The sequence below is a fragment of the Kitasatospora sp. NPDC056783 genome, assembly GCF_042789895.1.
Classification (GTDB): Bacteria; Actinomycetota; Actinomycetes; order Streptomycetales; family Streptomycetaceae; genus Kitasatospora.
Genome location: NZ_JBHUAF010000015.1, coordinates 18,914 through 36,334, shown reverse-complemented (window position 1 = coordinate 36,334; position 17,421 = coordinate 18,914). Strand labels below are relative to the sequence as shown.

The 17,421-nt window shown below is 75.8% G+C and carries 8 protein-coding genes; all 8 read right to left on the bottom strand.

Annotation, left to right across the window (positions count from 1 at the left end):
• Positions 1 to 62: 62 nt before the first annotated feature.
• Complete coding sequence (locus ACFRMQ_RS04630) at positions 63 to 1,391, bottom strand: tyrosine-type recombinase/integrase (RefSeq protein ID WP_380726873.1); 1,329 nt, start codon at positions 1,389 to 1,391, stop codon at positions 63 to 65.
• Positions 1,391 to 1,573, bottom strand: a complete 183-nt coding sequence (locus tag ACFRMQ_RS04625; RefSeq protein WP_380726871.1) for a helix-turn-helix domain-containing protein — start codon at positions 1,571 to 1,573, stop codon at positions 1,391 to 1,393. Before ACFRMQ_RS04625 ends, ACFRMQ_RS04630 begins: the two co-directional genes overlap by 1 nt.
• A 916-nt stretch (positions 1,574 to 2,489) precedes the next feature.
• Positions 2,490 to 3,587 carry a class I SAM-dependent methyltransferase gene (locus ACFRMQ_RS04620; RefSeq protein ID WP_380726869.1) on the bottom strand — a complete coding sequence of 366 codons (1,098 nt, stop codon included), beginning with the start codon at positions 3,585 to 3,587 and terminating at the stop codon, positions 2,490 to 2,492.
• Entirely contained in the window at positions 3,584 to 4,768 is a 1,185-nt protein-coding gene (locus ACFRMQ_RS04615; protein WP_380726867.1) for a glycosyltransferase, read from the bottom strand. The genes ACFRMQ_RS04620 and ACFRMQ_RS04615 overlap by 4 nt, the downstream gene beginning before the upstream one ends.
• Positions 4,765 to 5,637: an alpha/beta fold hydrolase gene (locus tag ACFRMQ_RS04610; protein WP_380726865.1), complete on the bottom strand. Its 873-nt coding sequence runs from the start codon at positions 5,635 to 5,637 to the stop codon at positions 4,765 to 4,767. Before ACFRMQ_RS04610 ends, ACFRMQ_RS04615 begins: the two co-directional genes overlap by 4 nt.
• A 1-nt stretch (position 5,638) precedes the next feature.
• Positions 5,639 to 5,893, bottom strand: coding sequence for a phosphopantetheine-binding protein (locus ACFRMQ_RS04605; RefSeq protein WP_380726885.1), 255 nt, complete (start codon positions 5,891 to 5,893; stop codon positions 5,639 to 5,641).
• 68 nt (positions 5,894 to 5,961) lie between these two features.
• A complete protein-coding gene (locus ACFRMQ_RS04600) occupies positions 5,962 to 10,554 on the bottom strand; it encodes a beta-ketoacyl synthase N-terminal-like domain-containing protein (RefSeq protein ID WP_380726883.1) in 4,593 nt (1,530 codons plus the stop codon).
• Between the two features lie 8 nt (positions 10,555 to 10,562).
• Positions 10,563 to 17,421: SDR family NAD(P)-dependent oxidoreductase (locus ACFRMQ_RS04595; protein ID WP_380726863.1), on the bottom strand; the 6,859-nt coding region annotated here is incomplete at its 5' end.

The following is a 17,421-nucleotide window of genomic DNA, read 5'->3' as shown; positions in this document are numbered from 1 at the left end:
CCCCGTCAGGCGTGTCCTGGCGGGGCTTCTAGGGCGAGTGACGGCAGTAGTTGACGGCAACGTCAGGGGACGGGGGCTCCACACAGTGTCGGGTCGTCGCCGTTGTTGCGGGTCGACTTGTCGTGGGCAGGGCGGTCGAGGGTGATGCTGAGGAGGTCGATGGCGTCGCGCTGGAGACGGAGCCGGACGTGGGCATACACCGTCGCGGTCACGCCGATGTGGGCGTGACCCAACAGCTCCTTGATGACCACGAGTTCGACGCCCTGTTCGAGGAGCAGGGTCGCGGTCGAGTGCCGCAGGTCGTGGAACCGGATCGTCCGCAGACGGGAGTGGCGGAGCAAGGCGTTGAAGTAGCGGCTGAGGGTGGCAGGTTCGATGGGATGGCCGTCCGGGCGGGTGAAGACGAGGTTGTTGTCCACCCACTCCGCACCGGCCTGTTGCTTCTCCTGGGTCTGCCGGTCGCGGTGCTCGCGCAGCGAGGCGACGCAGGAGCCAGGGAGGGCAATGCGACGTTCGGAGCTGATGGTCTTGGTGGGCAGGGTGGTGAGGCCGCGGGTGCGTGTGCGTTGGAGGGTGCGGCGGATGCTGGCGGTGCCGGCGTCGAGGTCGAGGTCTTCCCAGTGCAGGCCGAGAAGTTCGCCCTTGCGGAGACCGGTGCGAAGGGCGAGCTCAAACAGAGCCTGGAAGCGGTGGCCGTGGGCGGCCGTGAGGAAGTGCCGGGCTTCGTCGGCGGTGAGGGGGTCGAAGCGGCGGGGGCGCGGAGTACCGGTGCGGACGTTGCGGGCGACATTACGGGGGATCTCCTCCTCACGGACAGCGTGCTCCAGCGCGGACTTGAGGACGGAGTGGATGTAGGAGAGCGTCAGCGGGGAGAGGTACTTGCGGCAGCACCTCCCGATGGCGCAGCAGCGCGGTCGGCGGTCGGGCTGTGCGTCGGGCCTGCGCCGGGCGTCGATGCCGCGAGCGCAGCACTGGCAGATGGTCCGCAGCCCGTTCAGCCAGGTGCGCACGTCCTTCGCGGCGAGCTTGGCGAGCTTCTTCTTGCCCAGGCCGGGGATGAGGTAGTGGGCGACGCAGGCGGTGTAGCGGGTGTGGGTGGTCTCTCGGAGCTGGTGGACGGCGACGTTCTCCAGCCAGTACGTCAGGTAGGCGGCCAGGCTGCCCTGTGCGGTGGGTACGGGGACGCCGCGGTTGCTGGTGGCGATCTTCTCGGTGAGCTTGGCGAGGGCTTCCTTGCGGGTGATGCCGTAGACGCGGACTCGTTTGCGGGTGTCGCCGGGGGCGAGGACGTATCCGGCGGCTTCCCAGCGGCCGTCCTTGCGCTGGTAGACGGTGCCGTCGCCGTTGGCACGGACGCGACGGGAGGCGGGGGTGTCGCGGGGTGTGGTCATCAGGCGGCGTCCTGTTCGAGTCGGGCGCGGATGAAGTCGGTGAGGGCGTGGGTGGGGATGCGTCGGGCGCGGCCGAGGGTGATGGAGGCGAGCTGCCGGGTGCGGAGCAGGTCGTAGACGGCGGAGCGGCCGAGCTGGAGGCGGGCCATGACCTGGGGAACTGTCAGCAGGTCTTCGCTCATGCCCGGTCCGGGGAGCAGAGCACACATAAGGGGCCGCCCTCTGCGGTGACTGCCGTTCCGGCGCTCTGCGGTGCCAGACAGCGGGGGCGACGAGTTCCGCGCCGGGGCTGTAGCCCGAGCCGTGGTCGGCCCAGTGATCGATGACGAGGGTCATGCTCAGGTCGATGTCGGGCAGGCCAGCGTGGGCGCGGGCTTGTTCAGTGCGCCAGGCGCGGCGGTCGTCGCGCAGCGTGCCGAGGGTGACCGCCGGTAGAACCGGTCACCACAGCGGTCGCAGTGCGACACCCCCAAACCAGGGTGAGGCACCGTTCGAGCGATCCCTCGTGACCGACCGCTCGGTCAGCCACGGGCCCGGGTCGGGACGTTTCCAGGGAGTGATCTCAGCGGAGACGGAGGTGCGACACCTTGCCCTCGTTGGCATGCGTGTCCGAGACACGCGAACCCACCACCGCCCGAACCGAAACCGAAGCCGTCATGATACTCACAGGAGGCCCCTGCCGCCCGGGCCGGGCGTCGTTCCGCTGGAGGATCGATCCCCTGACGGGAAGTCGGAAACTCGCGGACACCTGCACCAGCGCCTACGTCGAGCGGACCGCCCCACCGCCGTCTCCTACCTCCCCCAACTCTCCCAGCCCTGAACGACGTTGCGTCGATCAGCGCAGAGGTCTCGGCCCGCCCACCACGCCATGGTGGGCGGGCCCGACATCGCCACTGTCCCTCGTCGGCCCCGAGGACGAGCCGCTCACGCTGGAGCGCACGCGCCATTTCATGTGGGTCGGCGCGGCCGGCTTCCACTTCTGGCATTTCTGGCGCGCACCGCTCCGAACCGCACTGCTCCGAACCGCGCTGACCCGCGCCGCGCTGACCCGCGCCGCGACGGCCGGGGCTTCGAGGGGCTGACGGAGGCTCCCCCTGATCATTCCCGGCGGGCCAGCAGCCGGTAGGCGTTCGACAGGCCGGTGCGGCCGGCGGACCGGGCGGCCAGTCGGTCGAGCAGCGCCGCGAGCAGCAGGACGGGTGCGCCGGCCAGGAACACCGCCCCGCGCAGGGCCCGCCGCAGCCGTCCCGGCGGGTCGCCCGGCAGCCAGGGCGCGTCCTCGTGCGGCGCGACCGCGTCCAGCAGCAGCCAGCAGGCGGCCAGCAGGTCCACCGGGTCGTGCGGTTCGCCGTGCTGCTCCAGGACGACGGTGAAGCCGAGTTCGCCGAGCCGGCGGCGCAGGTTGGCGGCCGGCATCAGGTTCAGGTGCTGCGGCTGGAGCCAGGGCAGCCACCAGCGGCCCAGCAGGCGGGCGTAGCGGCTCCGCGGGTCCGGGACCTCGATCAGCAGCAGCCCGCCGGGGCGCAGCACCTGGCGGGCGGCGGTCAGCTCGCGGACCGGGTCGGTGCTGTGCTCCAGGTAGTGGAACATGCTCACCACCTCGTACCGGTCGGCCAGCCCGGGTGCGAGATCGGGCAGGGAGCCCCGGAAGCCGTGCGCCAACCGGCCGTTCCGCTCCGCGAGTTCGGCGCCCTCGCTGAGGTCCAGGCCGTCGAAGGCGGTGTCGGGGAAGACCTCGCGGGCGGTCTCGCAGAAGTGTCCGTGCCCGGTGCCGACGTCGAGCCAGCTGCCGGGCGCGGCGGTGAAGGGGGCCACCGAGCGGGCGCGGTCGCGGTAGGCCGCGGTGCGGGTGCCGAAGACCCCGCCGAGCCGCTGCTCGCCCAGGCCGTCGTAGAAGTCGCGGTAGTAGAACTCCAGTCCCTCGCTGGTCAGTCGGGGGTTCTGGAAGACGTGCGCGCAGTCCTGGCACTCGTCCAGGACAAACCGGCCCGGCTTGTGCTGCAACAGGTCGGTGGTGCGCAGCCGGACCCGCAGCCGGCCGGAGCCGCACCACGGGCAGTCGGCGCGCCGCGGTTCGAAGAACCGCTCGGTGCCGTCGGCCAGTTCTGCCCGGTAGGCAGGCCTGAGGGCGGCGACCCGGCGGGCGCGGAGCGCCGTCTTGCCGGCCGTGTCCGGGGCTGGTTCGGTGGTGGTCACGGGACCCTCCTGTCGGACAGGGCTTCGAGGTGGTCGGCGGCCCGGGCGGCGCCGCCGGCCGCGCGGAAGGAGGCTCCGACCCGGCGTGCGGCGGCCCGATGGGCCGGTTCGTCGAGGACGGCGTCCACGGCCTCGCCGAGCCGGGCCGCGCTGGTGCGGCCGAACCGCACCCGGACTCCCGCCCCGGCCGCCACCACCTGCCCGGCCACCACCGGCTGGTCGTCGCGGATCGGGGCGACCACCAGCGGAACGCCGTGCCAGAGGGCCTCACAGACCGTGTTGTGCCCGGCGTGGCAGACCACGGCGACGGCGCGCTCCAGCAGCTCCAGCTGCGGCACCGAGGGCAGGACCAGGATGTCCGGGTCCGGCGCCGGGGCGCCCAGGACCGCGCCGGGGTCGACGATCACGGCCTGCAGCCGCCCGGCGCGGGCGCGCAGCGCCTCCTGGCAGGCCGCCAGAAAAGCCTTTCCGAGGTCGGTGTTGGCGGTGCCGAGGGTGACCAGCACCGTCTCGCGGTCCGGGTCCAGCCACTGCCACGGGAAGGCCGGCCCCGCGCGGCGGGCCGCCAGGGCCGGGCCGACGCAGCGGATCGGTCCGGTCGCGGCGACGACCGACCCGGTCAGCTCGGGGGTGGTGAAGGCGAGGGTCAGGTGCGGGGAGAAGCGGGGGTCGCCGGTGCGCTCCGGGTCGCCGATCCGCCCCCGCAGGCCGGCCAGCAGGCCGGAGATCCAGGCGTCCACCAGCGGCATGCCGTCCAGCGCTCCGGTGAACTCCGCCGACGTGGTCGCGCTGGTGGCCCACGGCAGGCCGAGCCGCTCGGCCACCAGCGCACCGGCCACCGCCTGCTGGTCCACCACCAGCACGTCCGGCCGGAACCGCCGCACCGCCGCCGCCACGCCGGGGGCCATCGCCTCGGCGAGCGGGACCAGGAAGTCCTCCCAGAGGAACTTCAGTGCCGCCGGGCCGCGCAGCTCCGGCGGCCGCTGCGCCGTGCCGCCGGGGCCGAACTCGGGTACGCCGCAGGGGAAGACCACCGCCTCCGGCCCCGCGAGCGGGCCGAGCACCTCAGGCAGGCCGGCCCAGGCGGTCGGGTGGCCGCGCGCGGCCAGTTCGGCGGCGACGCCCACGGCCGGGTTGATGTGGCCGACCAGGGGCGGGACGACGAACAGGTATCCGCTCACCGGACGCTCCACTCGACCTCGCGCCGTGGAACGGCCTCGCGCCGTGGAACGGCTTCGCGCCGTGGAACGGCCTCGCGCAGCCGGGCGCCGTGCTCGCGCAGCCAGGACAGCGTGAGTTCGCGGACGGTCCCGGGGGCCTCGACCAGGACGGAGTGCTCCTGGCCGGGGACGAAGGTGCTCCGGCAGTCCGTCAGCAGCCCGTCCAGCCAGGCGGCCTGGGGTGCGAGGTCGGACTCCGTCCCGTAGACGGCCAGCACCGGGCAGCGGATCGCGCGCAGCTCGGCCTCGGTGGGCAGCCGGCTGGCGGGGACGTCCCGAGCCAGCGAGGTGGCGGCCAGCAGGGCGCCGGCCGAGCGGGCCAGCCTGGCCGTGTGCGAACCCCGGTGCCGGGCGACCCAGGCCAGCGCCTCCTCCTCCACCAGGTGGCGTTCGGCCCGCCGCAGGATGCCGTCCAGCTTCACCGACCAGGCGCGTGAGGCCGGTTCGGACTCGATCGCCAGGATGCCCGCGACCTGCGCCGGGCGCCGGGTGGCGAGGCCGAACGCCACCGTGCCGCCGAAGGAGTTGCCGACCAGGTGGACCGGGCCGGTCACGTCCAGCCGGTCCAGCAGCGCCTCCAGGTCGTCGACGAAGTGCTCCAGGCGGTAGCCGGTCGGCGGCCGGGCGGTGCGGCCGTGGCCGCGGTGGTCGTACATCAGCACGTCCAGCCCGGCGGCGGCCAGCTCGGGGGCGAGGGTGAAGTAGTAGCTGGCGAGGCTGTCGGTGAGCAGCCCGTGCAGCAGGACGACGGTCGCGGCGGCCGGCCGGCCGTCCTGCGGGCCGAGCCGCTGCACGTGGCAGCGGAGCCCGCCGAGGTCCAGGAAGACCATCTCAGCCCCGCCCGGCGGTCCGCAGGCGGTCCACCACGTGGCGGACCAGTCGGCCGACCGTCAGGCCGATGATCTCGTCGAGTTCCATGCCCGCGAGGAACTCGGCGAAGTTGATCCGGTCGCCCCAGCGTTCCTGGAGCTGCCCGGCCAGTGTGACCAGGTCGATGCTCTCCAGTTCCAGGTCCTCGGTGAACCGGGTTTCCATGGTGACCTCGGCGTCGTCGAGGCCGTACTCCTCCAGCACGGCGGCCAGCATGGCGGTGATCTCGGTGAGGACCTCCTGCTCGGTGGGCGGTCGCAGGTCCACGGTCTGCTCGCTGGCGGTCACTTGACTGTCGTCCTCTCGTCGCTTTCGATGTGGTCGCTGTCGGGGCCGTCGTCGGCGCGGGTCCAGGCGACGACGTAGCTGCGCTCCGGCAGGCCGGGCGGGCTGTCGACGCCGGTGCACCGCAGCCGGTGGGTGCGCGGTCCGGCCGGCCCGGCGGTCACCACCGTCAGCGCGGACGGTTCGGCCGCGACCACGGCGAAGTCGCGCGGCCGGCCCCGCAGGCCGGTGCCCTCGCTCTTGGCCACCGCCTCCTTGGCCGCCCAGAACCGGCTGAACCAGAGCGCCTCGGAGCCGCCGTGGACCCGTCGGCACTCCGCCAGGAGTGCCAGCTCCGCCGGGCCGAGGGCGACCCGCAGGGTCTCCGCCGGACGCTCCACGACCTCTTCCAGGTCGATGCCCGCCCCGGGCCCGCCGCCGGGTCGGCGCGGCCGGACCAGTGCGACGGCCGCCTCGGCCCGGTGGGCGAGCGAGACCTCCAGCTCCGGTAGCGTCCGGCCGTGCAGTCCGGCCACCCGGGGGCGGCCGGAGTCCTCGTTGAGCACCTCGATCTCGGCCGGGAAGACCGTGGCATCGCCCTGCTGCCAGAGCAGGCGCCGCACCGCGTCCTTGACCGCGATCCGGCCGAGCAGCCAGGCCCGGCGGCCGCGCGGCGGCTGCCGCTCGTACCGGGCCCGCTCGGCGGTGCCGAGGTGGTTGCGCATGATCAGGTCGCGGGAGGCGAGGTCGGGCCAGCGCTCGTGCAGCAGCACCCAACCGCCGGGCTGCGGGGTGGAGAGGGTGTTGCGCTCGACGAACCGGTCGACGGGCCTGGTCTCGGGGTGGCTGTCGAAGCGGCGGTCCTGCCAGCCGTGGGCCTCCGCCCAGACGGCGCCGCCGGACAGCAGCTGCGCGTCGGCTTCCAGGACGGTGTCGGTGAGGCCGGTGATCCGGATGTGGCACTGCAGCTCGGTGCCCGGTCGCGGCGGTGGCCCGTAGAAGCGCAACCGCCCGATGCCGACCGGGAAGACCACCGTCCGCTCGGTGTGGGTCGCCATGATCCAGTAGCCGAGCAGCTGGCCGACGTTGTCCAGCAGCGCGCCCGGCGCGGCCGGTGCGGTGATCACGCCGCGTACGTGCGACTGCCCGAGGGCGGTCAGCTCGGTGAGGCCCTGGAACGCGGGACCGTGGAACATCCAGCGCTGGTCGTACAGCCCGGCGGCGGTCAGCTCCGGCGCCCGCTCGGCCGAGGGGTCGACCGGCCAGGGGGCGGGCGGCGGTGCGTGACGGTCGGTCAGTTCGACTACCCCCCGCGCGAATCCGCCGAAGGAGGCGGCGAGGAGGCCGGGGCCGGCGTGCTCCAGGGTGATGTCGACGTCCAGCGGGGTCCCGGCCGGCACCCACTGCCCGAAGCGCAACTCGCTCACTCCGGCGGCCAGTCGGCCGGGGGCCGCCCGCTCGGCGGCGTCCGTCAGGTGCTGCACGATGGTGGTGGCCGGGACGACGGGCCAGCGGTCCAGCGGGTCGGGCCAGCCGGGGCGCTGGCGGAAGAAGCAGTGGTCGAGCAGGTAGGGCATGGTGTCGAGCGAGACGCGGAGTCTGCTGACGAGTTCCCGGCGGGGCGCGGCAGGTGCGGCGGGTCCATCGGGTGCGACGGGTGCGACCGGCACGACGGGCGCGGCGGGTGCGATGGGCGCGGCGGGCACGACCGACTGCCGCCCCGCGCCGATCAGTTCGGCTGCCGCCCGTCCGGTCTCGCGCAGCAGTGCGTCCAGTTCGGCGGCGACCGGCGAGCGGTCGGCGAGCGAGGCGAGGTCGGGCCCGGTCCGACGGGCGGACGCCAGGTCGGCGCGGAGCGCGCCGAGTACGGCCGGGTCCAGCGAGACGAGCGCGCCGCCGAGGTCCAACGGCACCGCCGGGTGGGGCCGCTGGACCTCAGCGGCCCGGACGGCGGCGGCCCGGACCTCCGCGGCCCGGACGGCGGCGGGCCGCAGGGCGGCCGCGTCCGGTTCGGCGCCGTCCACCCAGAGCGCGGCCGCCACCCGGCGCAGCTGCGCCAGCCCGTCGCGGTGCGGGGAGTTGGCCGCGACCGCCAGGTGCGCCCGCTCGCCCAGGGTGTCCCCCACCAGCGAGGCCAGCTGCCCGGTCCCCGCCTGGACGAACGCCCGGAACCCGGCCGCGTACATCGCCTCGATCAACGGCCGGAACCGTACCGGCTCCAGCAGGTGGCGCAGGAACAGCGCGCGGACGGCCGCCTCGGTCGGCGGGAAGGGCGAGGCGGTCGTCCCGGACCAGACCGGCACGGTGGGCCGGTGCAGCTCGAACAGGTCGGCGGCCTCCCGGATCGGATCGAGGTAGGGGGCCAGCATCGGGGTGTGGAAGCCGGACCGGAACGGCAGTACCTGGCCGAGGACGCCGCGTGCGCGGAACCAGTGCACCAGCTCGGTGACCGGCTGCTGGGGACCGCAGACGATCGACTGCTGCGGCGCGTTGTCGTGCGAGAGGACCACCTCGGACATGCCGTCGACCGTCGCCAGTGCTTCGAGCACCCGGTCGGCGGAGGCACCGAGCGCGGCGAAGGCCAGCCCGGGGACGCGCAGCGAGTCCGGGTCGAAGGCCTCCAGGAAGCTGTCCACCGAGGTGCCGGAGTACAGGCCGCCCGCGATCATGGCGGTCCACTCGCCGACGCTGTGCCCGGCCACGGCGTCCGGCCGGACGCCGATCCGGCGCAGCGCGGTGTCGAGCAGCCGCCCGACGGTGACCACGCCGACGCCGTGCCGCGCGACGTCGCCGACCGGAGCGGCGTCCGCCACGAGCGGGCGGGGCAGGCCGAAGTGGTCGGCGACGTCGTCCACCCGGGGGGTGAACTCGCCCTCCAGGCCGGGGAAGAGGAACGCGATCCGGCCGCCGGACGCCAGCAGCGGCTCCGGCGTGAACCACACGTCGCCGCGCCCGCGCCAGGCCCGCCCCCGGGCCGCCGCCCGGCGGGCCAGCGCCAGCCGCTTCGGCGTCGGGTCGGCGATCGCCAGCCGGAAGCTCGGCGCGCCGGCCCCCGGCTCCGCCGCCGCGGCGGCCAGCAGCGCCGAGTCGTCGGCCGCCAGCTGGTCGGCGAGCCGTTCGGGCCCGTCGGCGGCCAGTCGCAGCACGCGCTCGGGTTCGGCGACGGACAGGGAGGCGCGGCGGGCGGCCCGGGCGGGGCCCGGGGCCTGCTCCAGCACCACGTGGGCGTTGATGCCGCCGAAGCCGAAGGCGTTCACCCCGGCCCGGCGTGGCGGCCCGGTGGGGCCGGTCTCCCAGGGCCGCGCGGCCGCGATGGTGCGGAACCTGGTGCCGGCCAGCGCCGGGTGCGGGTCCTCGCAGTGCAGGGTGGGCAGCAGCACGCCGTGGTGCACGGCCAGCGCCGCCTTGACCAGGCCGGCCACGCCGGCGGCCGGCATGGTGTGGCCGATCATGGACTTCACCGAGCCGAGCACGGCCCGCTCCGCTCCGTCCGGAGGTCCGAACACCTCCGCCAGGGTGGCGAGTTCGGCGGCGTCACCGGCCGGGGTGGCGGTGCCGTGGGCCTCCAGCAGCCCGAGCGCGCCGGGCGCCGCCGGGTCGAGCCCGGCCGCCTGCCAGGCCGCCCGGACGGCGCGGGCCTGGCCACCCGGGTCGGGGCTGGCCAGGCCCGCCGTCCGGCCGTCGCTCGCCACTCCGGTGCCCCGGATCACCGCGTACACCCGGTCGCCGTCCCGCTCGGCGTCGGCGAGCCGTTTGAGCGCCACCACACCGGTGCCCTCGCCGACCAGCAGGCCGTCGGCGCCCCGGTGGAACGGGCGGATCCGCTGGCTCGGCGAGAGCGCCCGCAGCTGCGCGAACACGCTCCACAGCGTGACGTCGTGGCAGTGGTGCACCCCGCCCGCCAGCACCAGGTCGCAGCGCCCGGTGGCCAGTTCGCCGACCGCCTGGTCGACGGCGACCAGCGAGGAAGCGCAGGCGGCGTCCACCGTGTAGGCGGGACCGCGCAGGTCGAGCCGGTTGGCCAGCCGGGAGGCGGCCAGGTTGGGCACCAGGCCGATCGCCGACTCGGGCTGATCCGGACCGAGCCGGTCGGTGAACGCGGCCCGCACCTTCTCCAGTTGACTTTCCGTCAGATCCGGTAGCAGCTCGGCGAGGGTGCGGACCACCTGGTGCGCGCTGCGCACCCGCTGGTCGAGCCGGACCAGGCCAGGCGTCAGGTACCCGCCCCGGCCGAGCACCACCCCGATCCGGTCGCGGTCCGGCAGCCGCTCCGGGCCGCCCGCGTCGGCGATGGCGGCGGCGGCCACCTGGAGCGCGATCAGCTGGTCGGGCTCGGTGGCCACGACCGAGCTCGGCATCAGGCCGAACCGGGTCGGCTGCACCTCGGCCAGCCCGTCCACGAAGCCGCCGCGCCGGCAGTAGAGCCGGTCCGGCGCGGCCGGCCCGGTGGCGCCGCCCGGGTCGTAGTAGTCCGCGTCCCAGCGCCCGGCCGGGACGTCGGTGACGGCGTCGACCCCGTCGACCAGGTTCCGCCAGTAGGCCGCCAGGTCGGGGGCTCCCGGCAGCAGTACCGCCATGCCCACCACGGCCACCGGGGTGGCTGCCCGCCGCATCGGGACGCTCACCAGCCCGAGGCGGTGTAGACCACGGCCCGCACCGACCGCTCGCCCCAGGCGAGTTCGCGCAGCAGCGCCAGCGTGCCCGCGTCCGGTTCGATCAGCTTCACACCGCGCCGGGCGTAGTCCCGGGCCAGTTCCTCGGACACCATGCCGCCGTGTGCGCCGTCCGGCGCCCAAGGACCCCAGTGCACCGTCAGCGCCCGGCGTCCGGTGCGGTCCGACCAGCGGGCACCCAGCTCCTCCAGCGCGTCGTTGGCCGCCGCGTAGTCGGCCTGGCCCCGGTTGCCCAGCGCGGCCGCGATGCTGCCGAAGAGCACCGTGAACCCCGGCCCGGCGGGCAGTTCGGCGAGCGCGTCCAGCAGCGCCCGGGCGCCGTCCGCCTTGGTGGCGAACACCCGCCGGAAGGACTCCGGATCCTTCTCGGCGAGTAGCTTGTCCTCGACCACGCCCGCCGCGTAGACCACGCCGTCCAGCCGGCCGTACTCGGCGTACACCTCCTTGACCGCCTGGCGCAGGGCCGCCGGGTCGGCCGCGTCCACCGCGCGGTAGCGGGCCTGCGAGCCGAGCGCGGACAGTTCGTCGAGGGTCGCCGCGACCTCGCGCCCGGCCAGCAGCCGGGAGGCGGCGGCGTCGACCTCGGGCAGCGGTACGCCGTGGCGGGCGAGCGCGGCCCGCAGTGCGGACCGGTCGCGGGCGGCGGCCGTCGCCGGGTCCTCCGGGCCCTCGGGCGGCGCGGTGCGGCCCAGCAGCTCCAGCCGGCAGCGGCCTGCCGAGGCGAGCGTGGCCGCGAACCGCGCGGTGATCCCGCGCGCCCCGCCGACCAGCAGCACCACGGCCTCCTGGTCCAGTCCCAGCGCGGCGGCCTCCGCCACGCCGTCGCCGGCCGGCCCGGCCCCCGTGCTGCCGAGCAGCCCGAGGCCGCGCTCCACCAGTGCGAGGCCCTGGCGTCCGGCCGGGCCGTGCAGCACCACCGGCTCGCGGTCGTCGGCGAGCAGGTCGGCGAGCAGCAGGTCGGCGGCCCGCGCCGGGTCCGCCGGATCGAGTTCGACCAGCCGCACCGAGCTGTCCGGGTACTCCCGGGCCAGTGTGCGGAACAGCCCGCGCAGCCCGTCCGCCCGGCCGGGGCCCGGCCGCACGGCCGGTCGGGCGGCGACCAGCCATCTCGGGGCGAGGGCCAGCGCGGCCTTCAGCTCGGGCACACCGCCGGGCAGTACCGGTGCTCCGTGGTCCGCGAGCGGGTCCAGCAGCACGATGCCGTCCAACGGGCCGTCCGCCGCCGGGAGTCCGCCTCCGGCGGGTACGGCCGGCAGCAGCGCGCCGGCGGCGGTCAGCCGGGCGACGAGGGCCGGGCCGACGCCGTGGCCGTCCTCCCCCAGCAGGGCGAAGCGCTTGCCCGCCAGTGCCTCGGCGGTACGGGCCGGTACGGCGAGCGGTGTGGCGAGCGGTACGGCTTCGAAGGCCAGCCGGACCGGCTCGTGGCCGGCGACGGGCGACTCGGTCTCGGGGGTGCGGGCATCGGGGGTGCGGGCATCGGGGACGCGGGTGTCGGGGACGCGCGCCTCAGGGGTGACGGCCTCGGCAGCGGCACCGCCCGGTGCGGTGACCGGCTCGACGGTGACCGGCTCGACGGTGACCGGCCCGGTGGTGACCGGCTCGATGGCGGGCGCGCCGAGCCGGGTGGTGAGCCAGGTGGTGATGTCGGCGGCGGTGCGGGCGCGGGAGAGTTCCTCCACCTGCTCGTCGGCGAGCCCGCCGATGGCGCCGAGCCCCTGCGCGTCGCCGAGGCGGCGGGCGAGTCGGCCGATGATCTCGGTGCGCTTGATGGAGTCGATGCTGAGGTCGGCTTCGAGGTCCAGGTCGGGCTCGATCATGTCGGCCGGGTAGCCGGTGCGTTCGCTGATCACCTCGACCACCGCGCGCAGCACGTCCTCCTCGCCGACCGGCGCGGCCGCACCCGCCACCGCCGGGGCAGTCGGCACGGCCGTCACCGGCGCTACGGCCACCGGCTCCGGCCGGGCGGCGGGCGGCTCGGGCACCGGTACCGCCGTCGGCACCGGCGGCCGCGCGGCGGCCGGGGACAGCGGGGCGGGCGCCTGACCGCCGCCGCCGAGATGGGCCATCAGCACGTCGCGCTGGGCCGCGATCAGCTCCCGGCTGCTGCGCAGGAACTCCGAGACCAGCGCGTCGCCGTTCGGGTTCGGTGCCTGGGCTGTCATCAGCGCCTCCGGTACACGTCGGGCCGGTGCGAGCGCACCGGGCAGCAGTTCTCCGGCAGCGGTGCGTACCAGCTGCCCGTCCACCGTCCAGCCGGGCCGGCGCGGCGTGCGCTCCCGGCCGGCGTCCACCGCGTCCCGGCCTCGGAACAGCCGGTCGGTCCGCACCGGGACGCCCGCGACGGCGAGCGCGGCGAGCGCGTCGAGGAAGCCGGGCAGACCGCGCCGGCGGCCTTCGAGCGGCACCGCCCGGTGCGGCCGGTCGCCGAGCACCGCCGACACCAGCCGGGTCAGCACCGACCCCGGGCCGGCCTCGACGAACACCCGGGCGCCCGCCTCGTACATCGCCTCGACCTGCGCCACGAAGCGCACCGGTGCGCCGATCTGCGCCTCCAGCTCGGCCCGCACCCCGGCCGGGTCGGCCGGGTAGGCGGCCGCCGTCCGGTTCGCGAAGACCGGGAACTCCGGCGCCCGTACCGTCCGGGCCGCCAGCGCCTCCGCGAAGCGCTCGCCCGCGCCCGCCACCAGCGGGCTGTGGAAGGCGCAGGCGACCGGCAGCCGCTTCACGTCGTACCCGGCTTCGCGCAGCAGCCCGATCGCGGTGGCCAGCTCCGCCGTCGCACCGGACACCACCGTCTGCCGGGGAGCGTTGTGGTTGGCCGCCACCACCCGGCCCGCGAGGCCGCCGGCCGCCAGCACCCGCTCGACCTGCTCGGCCCCGGCCGCCACCGCGGCCATCGAGCCCGGGTCGCCGCCCGCGCCGACCGCGCCCAGGATGGCCCGCGCCCGATCGGCGCCGAGCGAGGGCAGCTCCTCGGCGGCCAGCGCGCCCGCCGCGCAGAGCGCGACCAGCTCGCCGTAGCTGTGGCCGCCCGCGAGCTGCGGGCTCACCCCGGCGAGGGCCAGCAGCTCGAACGCCACCAGGCCCGCCATGCCCAGCACGGGCTGGGCCACCCTGGTGTCCGTCACGGCGGTGCGCTGGGCCTCCCGCGCCTCGGGGGTGAAGGCCAGCGGCGGGTACAGCGCGTCCGCGTGGGCCGCGCCGAGCCGCAGGTGGCGCTGCACCCCGGGGAAGGCCGCGAACAGCTCGGCGAACATCCCCGGGCGCTGGCTGCCCTGCCCCGGGAAGAGGAAGGCCACCTCGCCCGGCTGCTCTCCCGCCGCCTCCGCCAGGTACAGCCCGTCGGCGGGCGTTCCGGCCTCGGCGGCCCGCAGCAGCCGGACCAGTTCGGCGACGTCCGAGGCCACCACGGCGACCTGGACCGGGCCGCGCCCGGACTCCGCCCGCCGGGAGGCGGCCAGCGCGAGGTCGCGCAGCCGCCAGGGCGAGCCGTCCGCCACCGCCGACCGCAGGAGCTCCGCGACCTCGCGCAGCGCCCGCTCCCGGTCGGTGCCCCGGAAGGTGAACAGTTCGGCCGGCCACTCCTGGAGCCCGTGCACCGGCGTCGGTCCGTCGTAACCGCGCAGCACCGCGTGGAAGTTGGTGCCGCCGAAGCCGAACGCGCTGACGCCGGCCACCCGTTCGGCCGGTGCGGCGGCCCACGGGCGGGCCTCGGCGTGGAACACGAACGGGCTGCCGTCGGCCTCCCAGGCCGCGTTCGGCCGTTCCAGGTGCAGGGTGGGGGGCTTGATCCCGGTGTGCAGTGCCAGCGAGGCCTTGATCAGGCCGGCCAGCCCGGCCGCGCACTTGGTGTGCCCGATCTGCGACTTGACCGACCCCAGCGCGCAACTCCCGGGCGCGGCGCCGTCCTCGGCGAACACCTCGCTCAGTACGGCGAGTTCGGTACGGTCGCCGACCACCGTTCCGGTGCCGTGTGCCTCGACCAGCCCGACCCGGGCCGGGCCGGTGCCGGCGCTGCGGTACGCGCGCTCCAGCGCCAGCCGCTGCCCTTCGGGGCGGGGCGCCGTCAGGCCGAGCGACCGGCCGTCGCTCGCGCTGCCGACCCCCTGGACCACCGCGTACACCCGGTCGCCGTCCCGCTCCGCGTCCGCCAGCCGCTTCAGCACCAGGCAGCCGACCCCCTCGCCCAGCACGATGCCGTCCGCCGACGCGTCGAACGGGCGGGAGCGGCCGGTCGGCGAGAGCGCGTGCACCGCGGCGAAGAGCAGGAAGTCGTTGATCCCGTTGTGCAGGTCGGCGCCACCGCACAGGGCCAGGTCGCTCGTCCCGGAGGCCAGTTCCTTGCAGGCCACGTCCAGCGCCGCCAGCGAGGAGGCGCAGGCGGCGTCCACCGTGAAGTTGGCGCCGCCCAGGTCCAGGCGGTTGGCGATCCGGCCGGAGATGACGTTGGAGAGCATGCCGGGGAAGGAGTCCTCGGTGAGCTTCGGCAGCTGCTCGGCGATCGCCTCCGGCACCTTGCCCAGGTAGGCCGGGAGCACCGCGCCCAGCACACCCGCGTTCGACAGGTCGCTGCCCGCCTCCGCGCCGAACACCACGCTGGTGCGGGAACGGTCGAAGTCCCGGCCGCCCTCCGCTCCCCCGCCGTCGTACCCGGCGTCCAGCAGCGCCCGCCGCGCCGCCTCCAGCGCGAGCAGTTGCACCGGCTCGATGCTGCCGAGCGCGGCCGGCGGGATGCCGTAGGCCAGCGGGTCGAACGGGATCCGCGGCAGGAAGCCGCCCCACTTGGAGGGCGTGCTGCCGGGGCCGCCGTCGGCCGAGTGGTAGAGCGCCGGGTCCCAGCGCTCGGCCGGCACCTCCGTCACCGCGTCCACCCCGCCGACCACGTTCGCCCAGAAGGCGGGCAGGTCGGGGGCGCCCGGGAACATGCCGGCCATGCCGATCACGGCGATGTCGAGCGGAGCCGGCTCGGGCTCCCTCGCGGCCTCCGGCGCCAGGCCCAGCCGCTCCACCAGGTCGGTGGCCCGCGCGGCCAGGAATCCGGCCGCGCCGGTGCCGACCGCGGCGTGCAGCTCGGCCAGCGTCGTGGTGGCCGAGCGCAGGACGGCGACCTGCCCGGCCATGAACATGCCCCGGGCCAGCTGTTCCCGCTCGTCCACCCCGGCGAGTTCCCCGGCCACCCGGTCGAGGCCCTTGCTGGCGATCCGCAGCCGGCCGACGTTCAGCCGCTCCAGCCGTTCCCAGACCTCGCGCTCGGGCACGCCCTCGGCCCGCAGCCGCTCCCGGGTCCGCTCGAACTCGGCCGTGAACGGGCTGGCGACACAGCGGGTGGCGTGCCCGGGAGCCGTCTGCAGCAGCGCCGTCCCGCGCGCCGCCAGCACCTGCCGCTGGAACTGCGGCTGGACGGCGCCGTGGGCCACCGCTTCCTCGGTGAACAGGTACGCCGTACCCATCAGCAGTCCCGCCGCCACGCCCCGGCCGGCCAGCGGTGCGGCCAGCGCCGCCACCATGGCCGCCGAGCGCTCGTCGTGCACGCCGCCCGCGAACAGCAGCTCCACCTGCGGGCTGTCCCGCACGGCGGCCAGGAAGTCCTCCACCACCGCCAACTGCGCCTCCCACAGCGGGAAGCTGTGCCGGGGCCCGACGTGTCCGCCGCACTCCGAGCCCTCCAGGACGAACCGGCGGGCCCCGTCCTCCAGGAACTGTTTCAGCAGACCCGGGGAGGGCACGTGCAGGAAGGTCCGGACACCCGCCTCCTCCAGCACCCGGGCCTGCGACGGGCGCCCGCCCGCGATCACCGCGTGGGTGGGCCGCGCCGCCAGCACCTCGGCGAGCTGGGCGCTCCGCACCTCCTCCGGGGCGAAGCCCAACACCCCTACGCCCCACGGTCGTCCGTCGAGGGCAGTGGCGGTCGTCCCCAGCAGGTCGCGGGTCTGCTCCGGGCCGGCCAGAGCGAGGGCCACCACCGGCAGGCCGCCCGCCTCGGCGACCGCGGCCGCGAACCCCGGCTGGTCGCTGACCCTCGTCATCGGGCCCTGGACCACGGGCAGTTCGGTCCCCAGCGTCCGGCCCATCGGCGTACCGGTCCCGAGCAGCGCCGACGCGGCACCCGGCGCGGCCGCGGCCCGCAGCGCGTCCAGCACGGCGTCCCGGACCGCGCGGACCGCCGCCCCGGCGGTTCTCCACCGTTCGGCGAATCTCGATGCCAGGAAGCCGTCCTGACCGACCATCAGATTCCGGTCCAACGAGCCTCCGGAGGAGGACCGCGGCAGCACCCGGCACCCGTCGGCCACCACCGTCTCCGACCCGTCCATACGGCGCACGGCCGCCGCGATCTCCTGCGGGACCGCCGACTCGTCGAGCAGCGCGAGCTGGCTGTCCAGCACCACTCCGGCCGCTCCCCCGGCCACCGCCGCCGCGGCGGTGTGCGGGCCGATGCCACCGCAGGCCCAGACCGGCACCCCGATCCCGGGTGCGGCCAGCAGTTGCTGGAGCAGTACGAAGGTGCTCAACTCGCCGACCGGGCCGCCGCTCTCGCTGCCGCGCGCGATCAGTCCGTGCGCCCCGGCGCGGACCGCCGCGAGGGCCTGCGCGAGATCGGTGACCTCGACCAGCAGGCGGTACTCACCGGCCAGTTCGGCCGCGTCCCAATGGGGGGCGCCTTCGGCCAGCACCAGGGTGTCCGGCCCCGCACCGCCGCGCGGGCGCAGTTCGGCGGGGTCGAGCCGGCAGCCGGGGCCGACCCTGACGCCGAAGCGGCCGGTGAACCGCCCGCGGAGGGTGGCGAGTTCCTCGCGGGCGCGGCGGTCC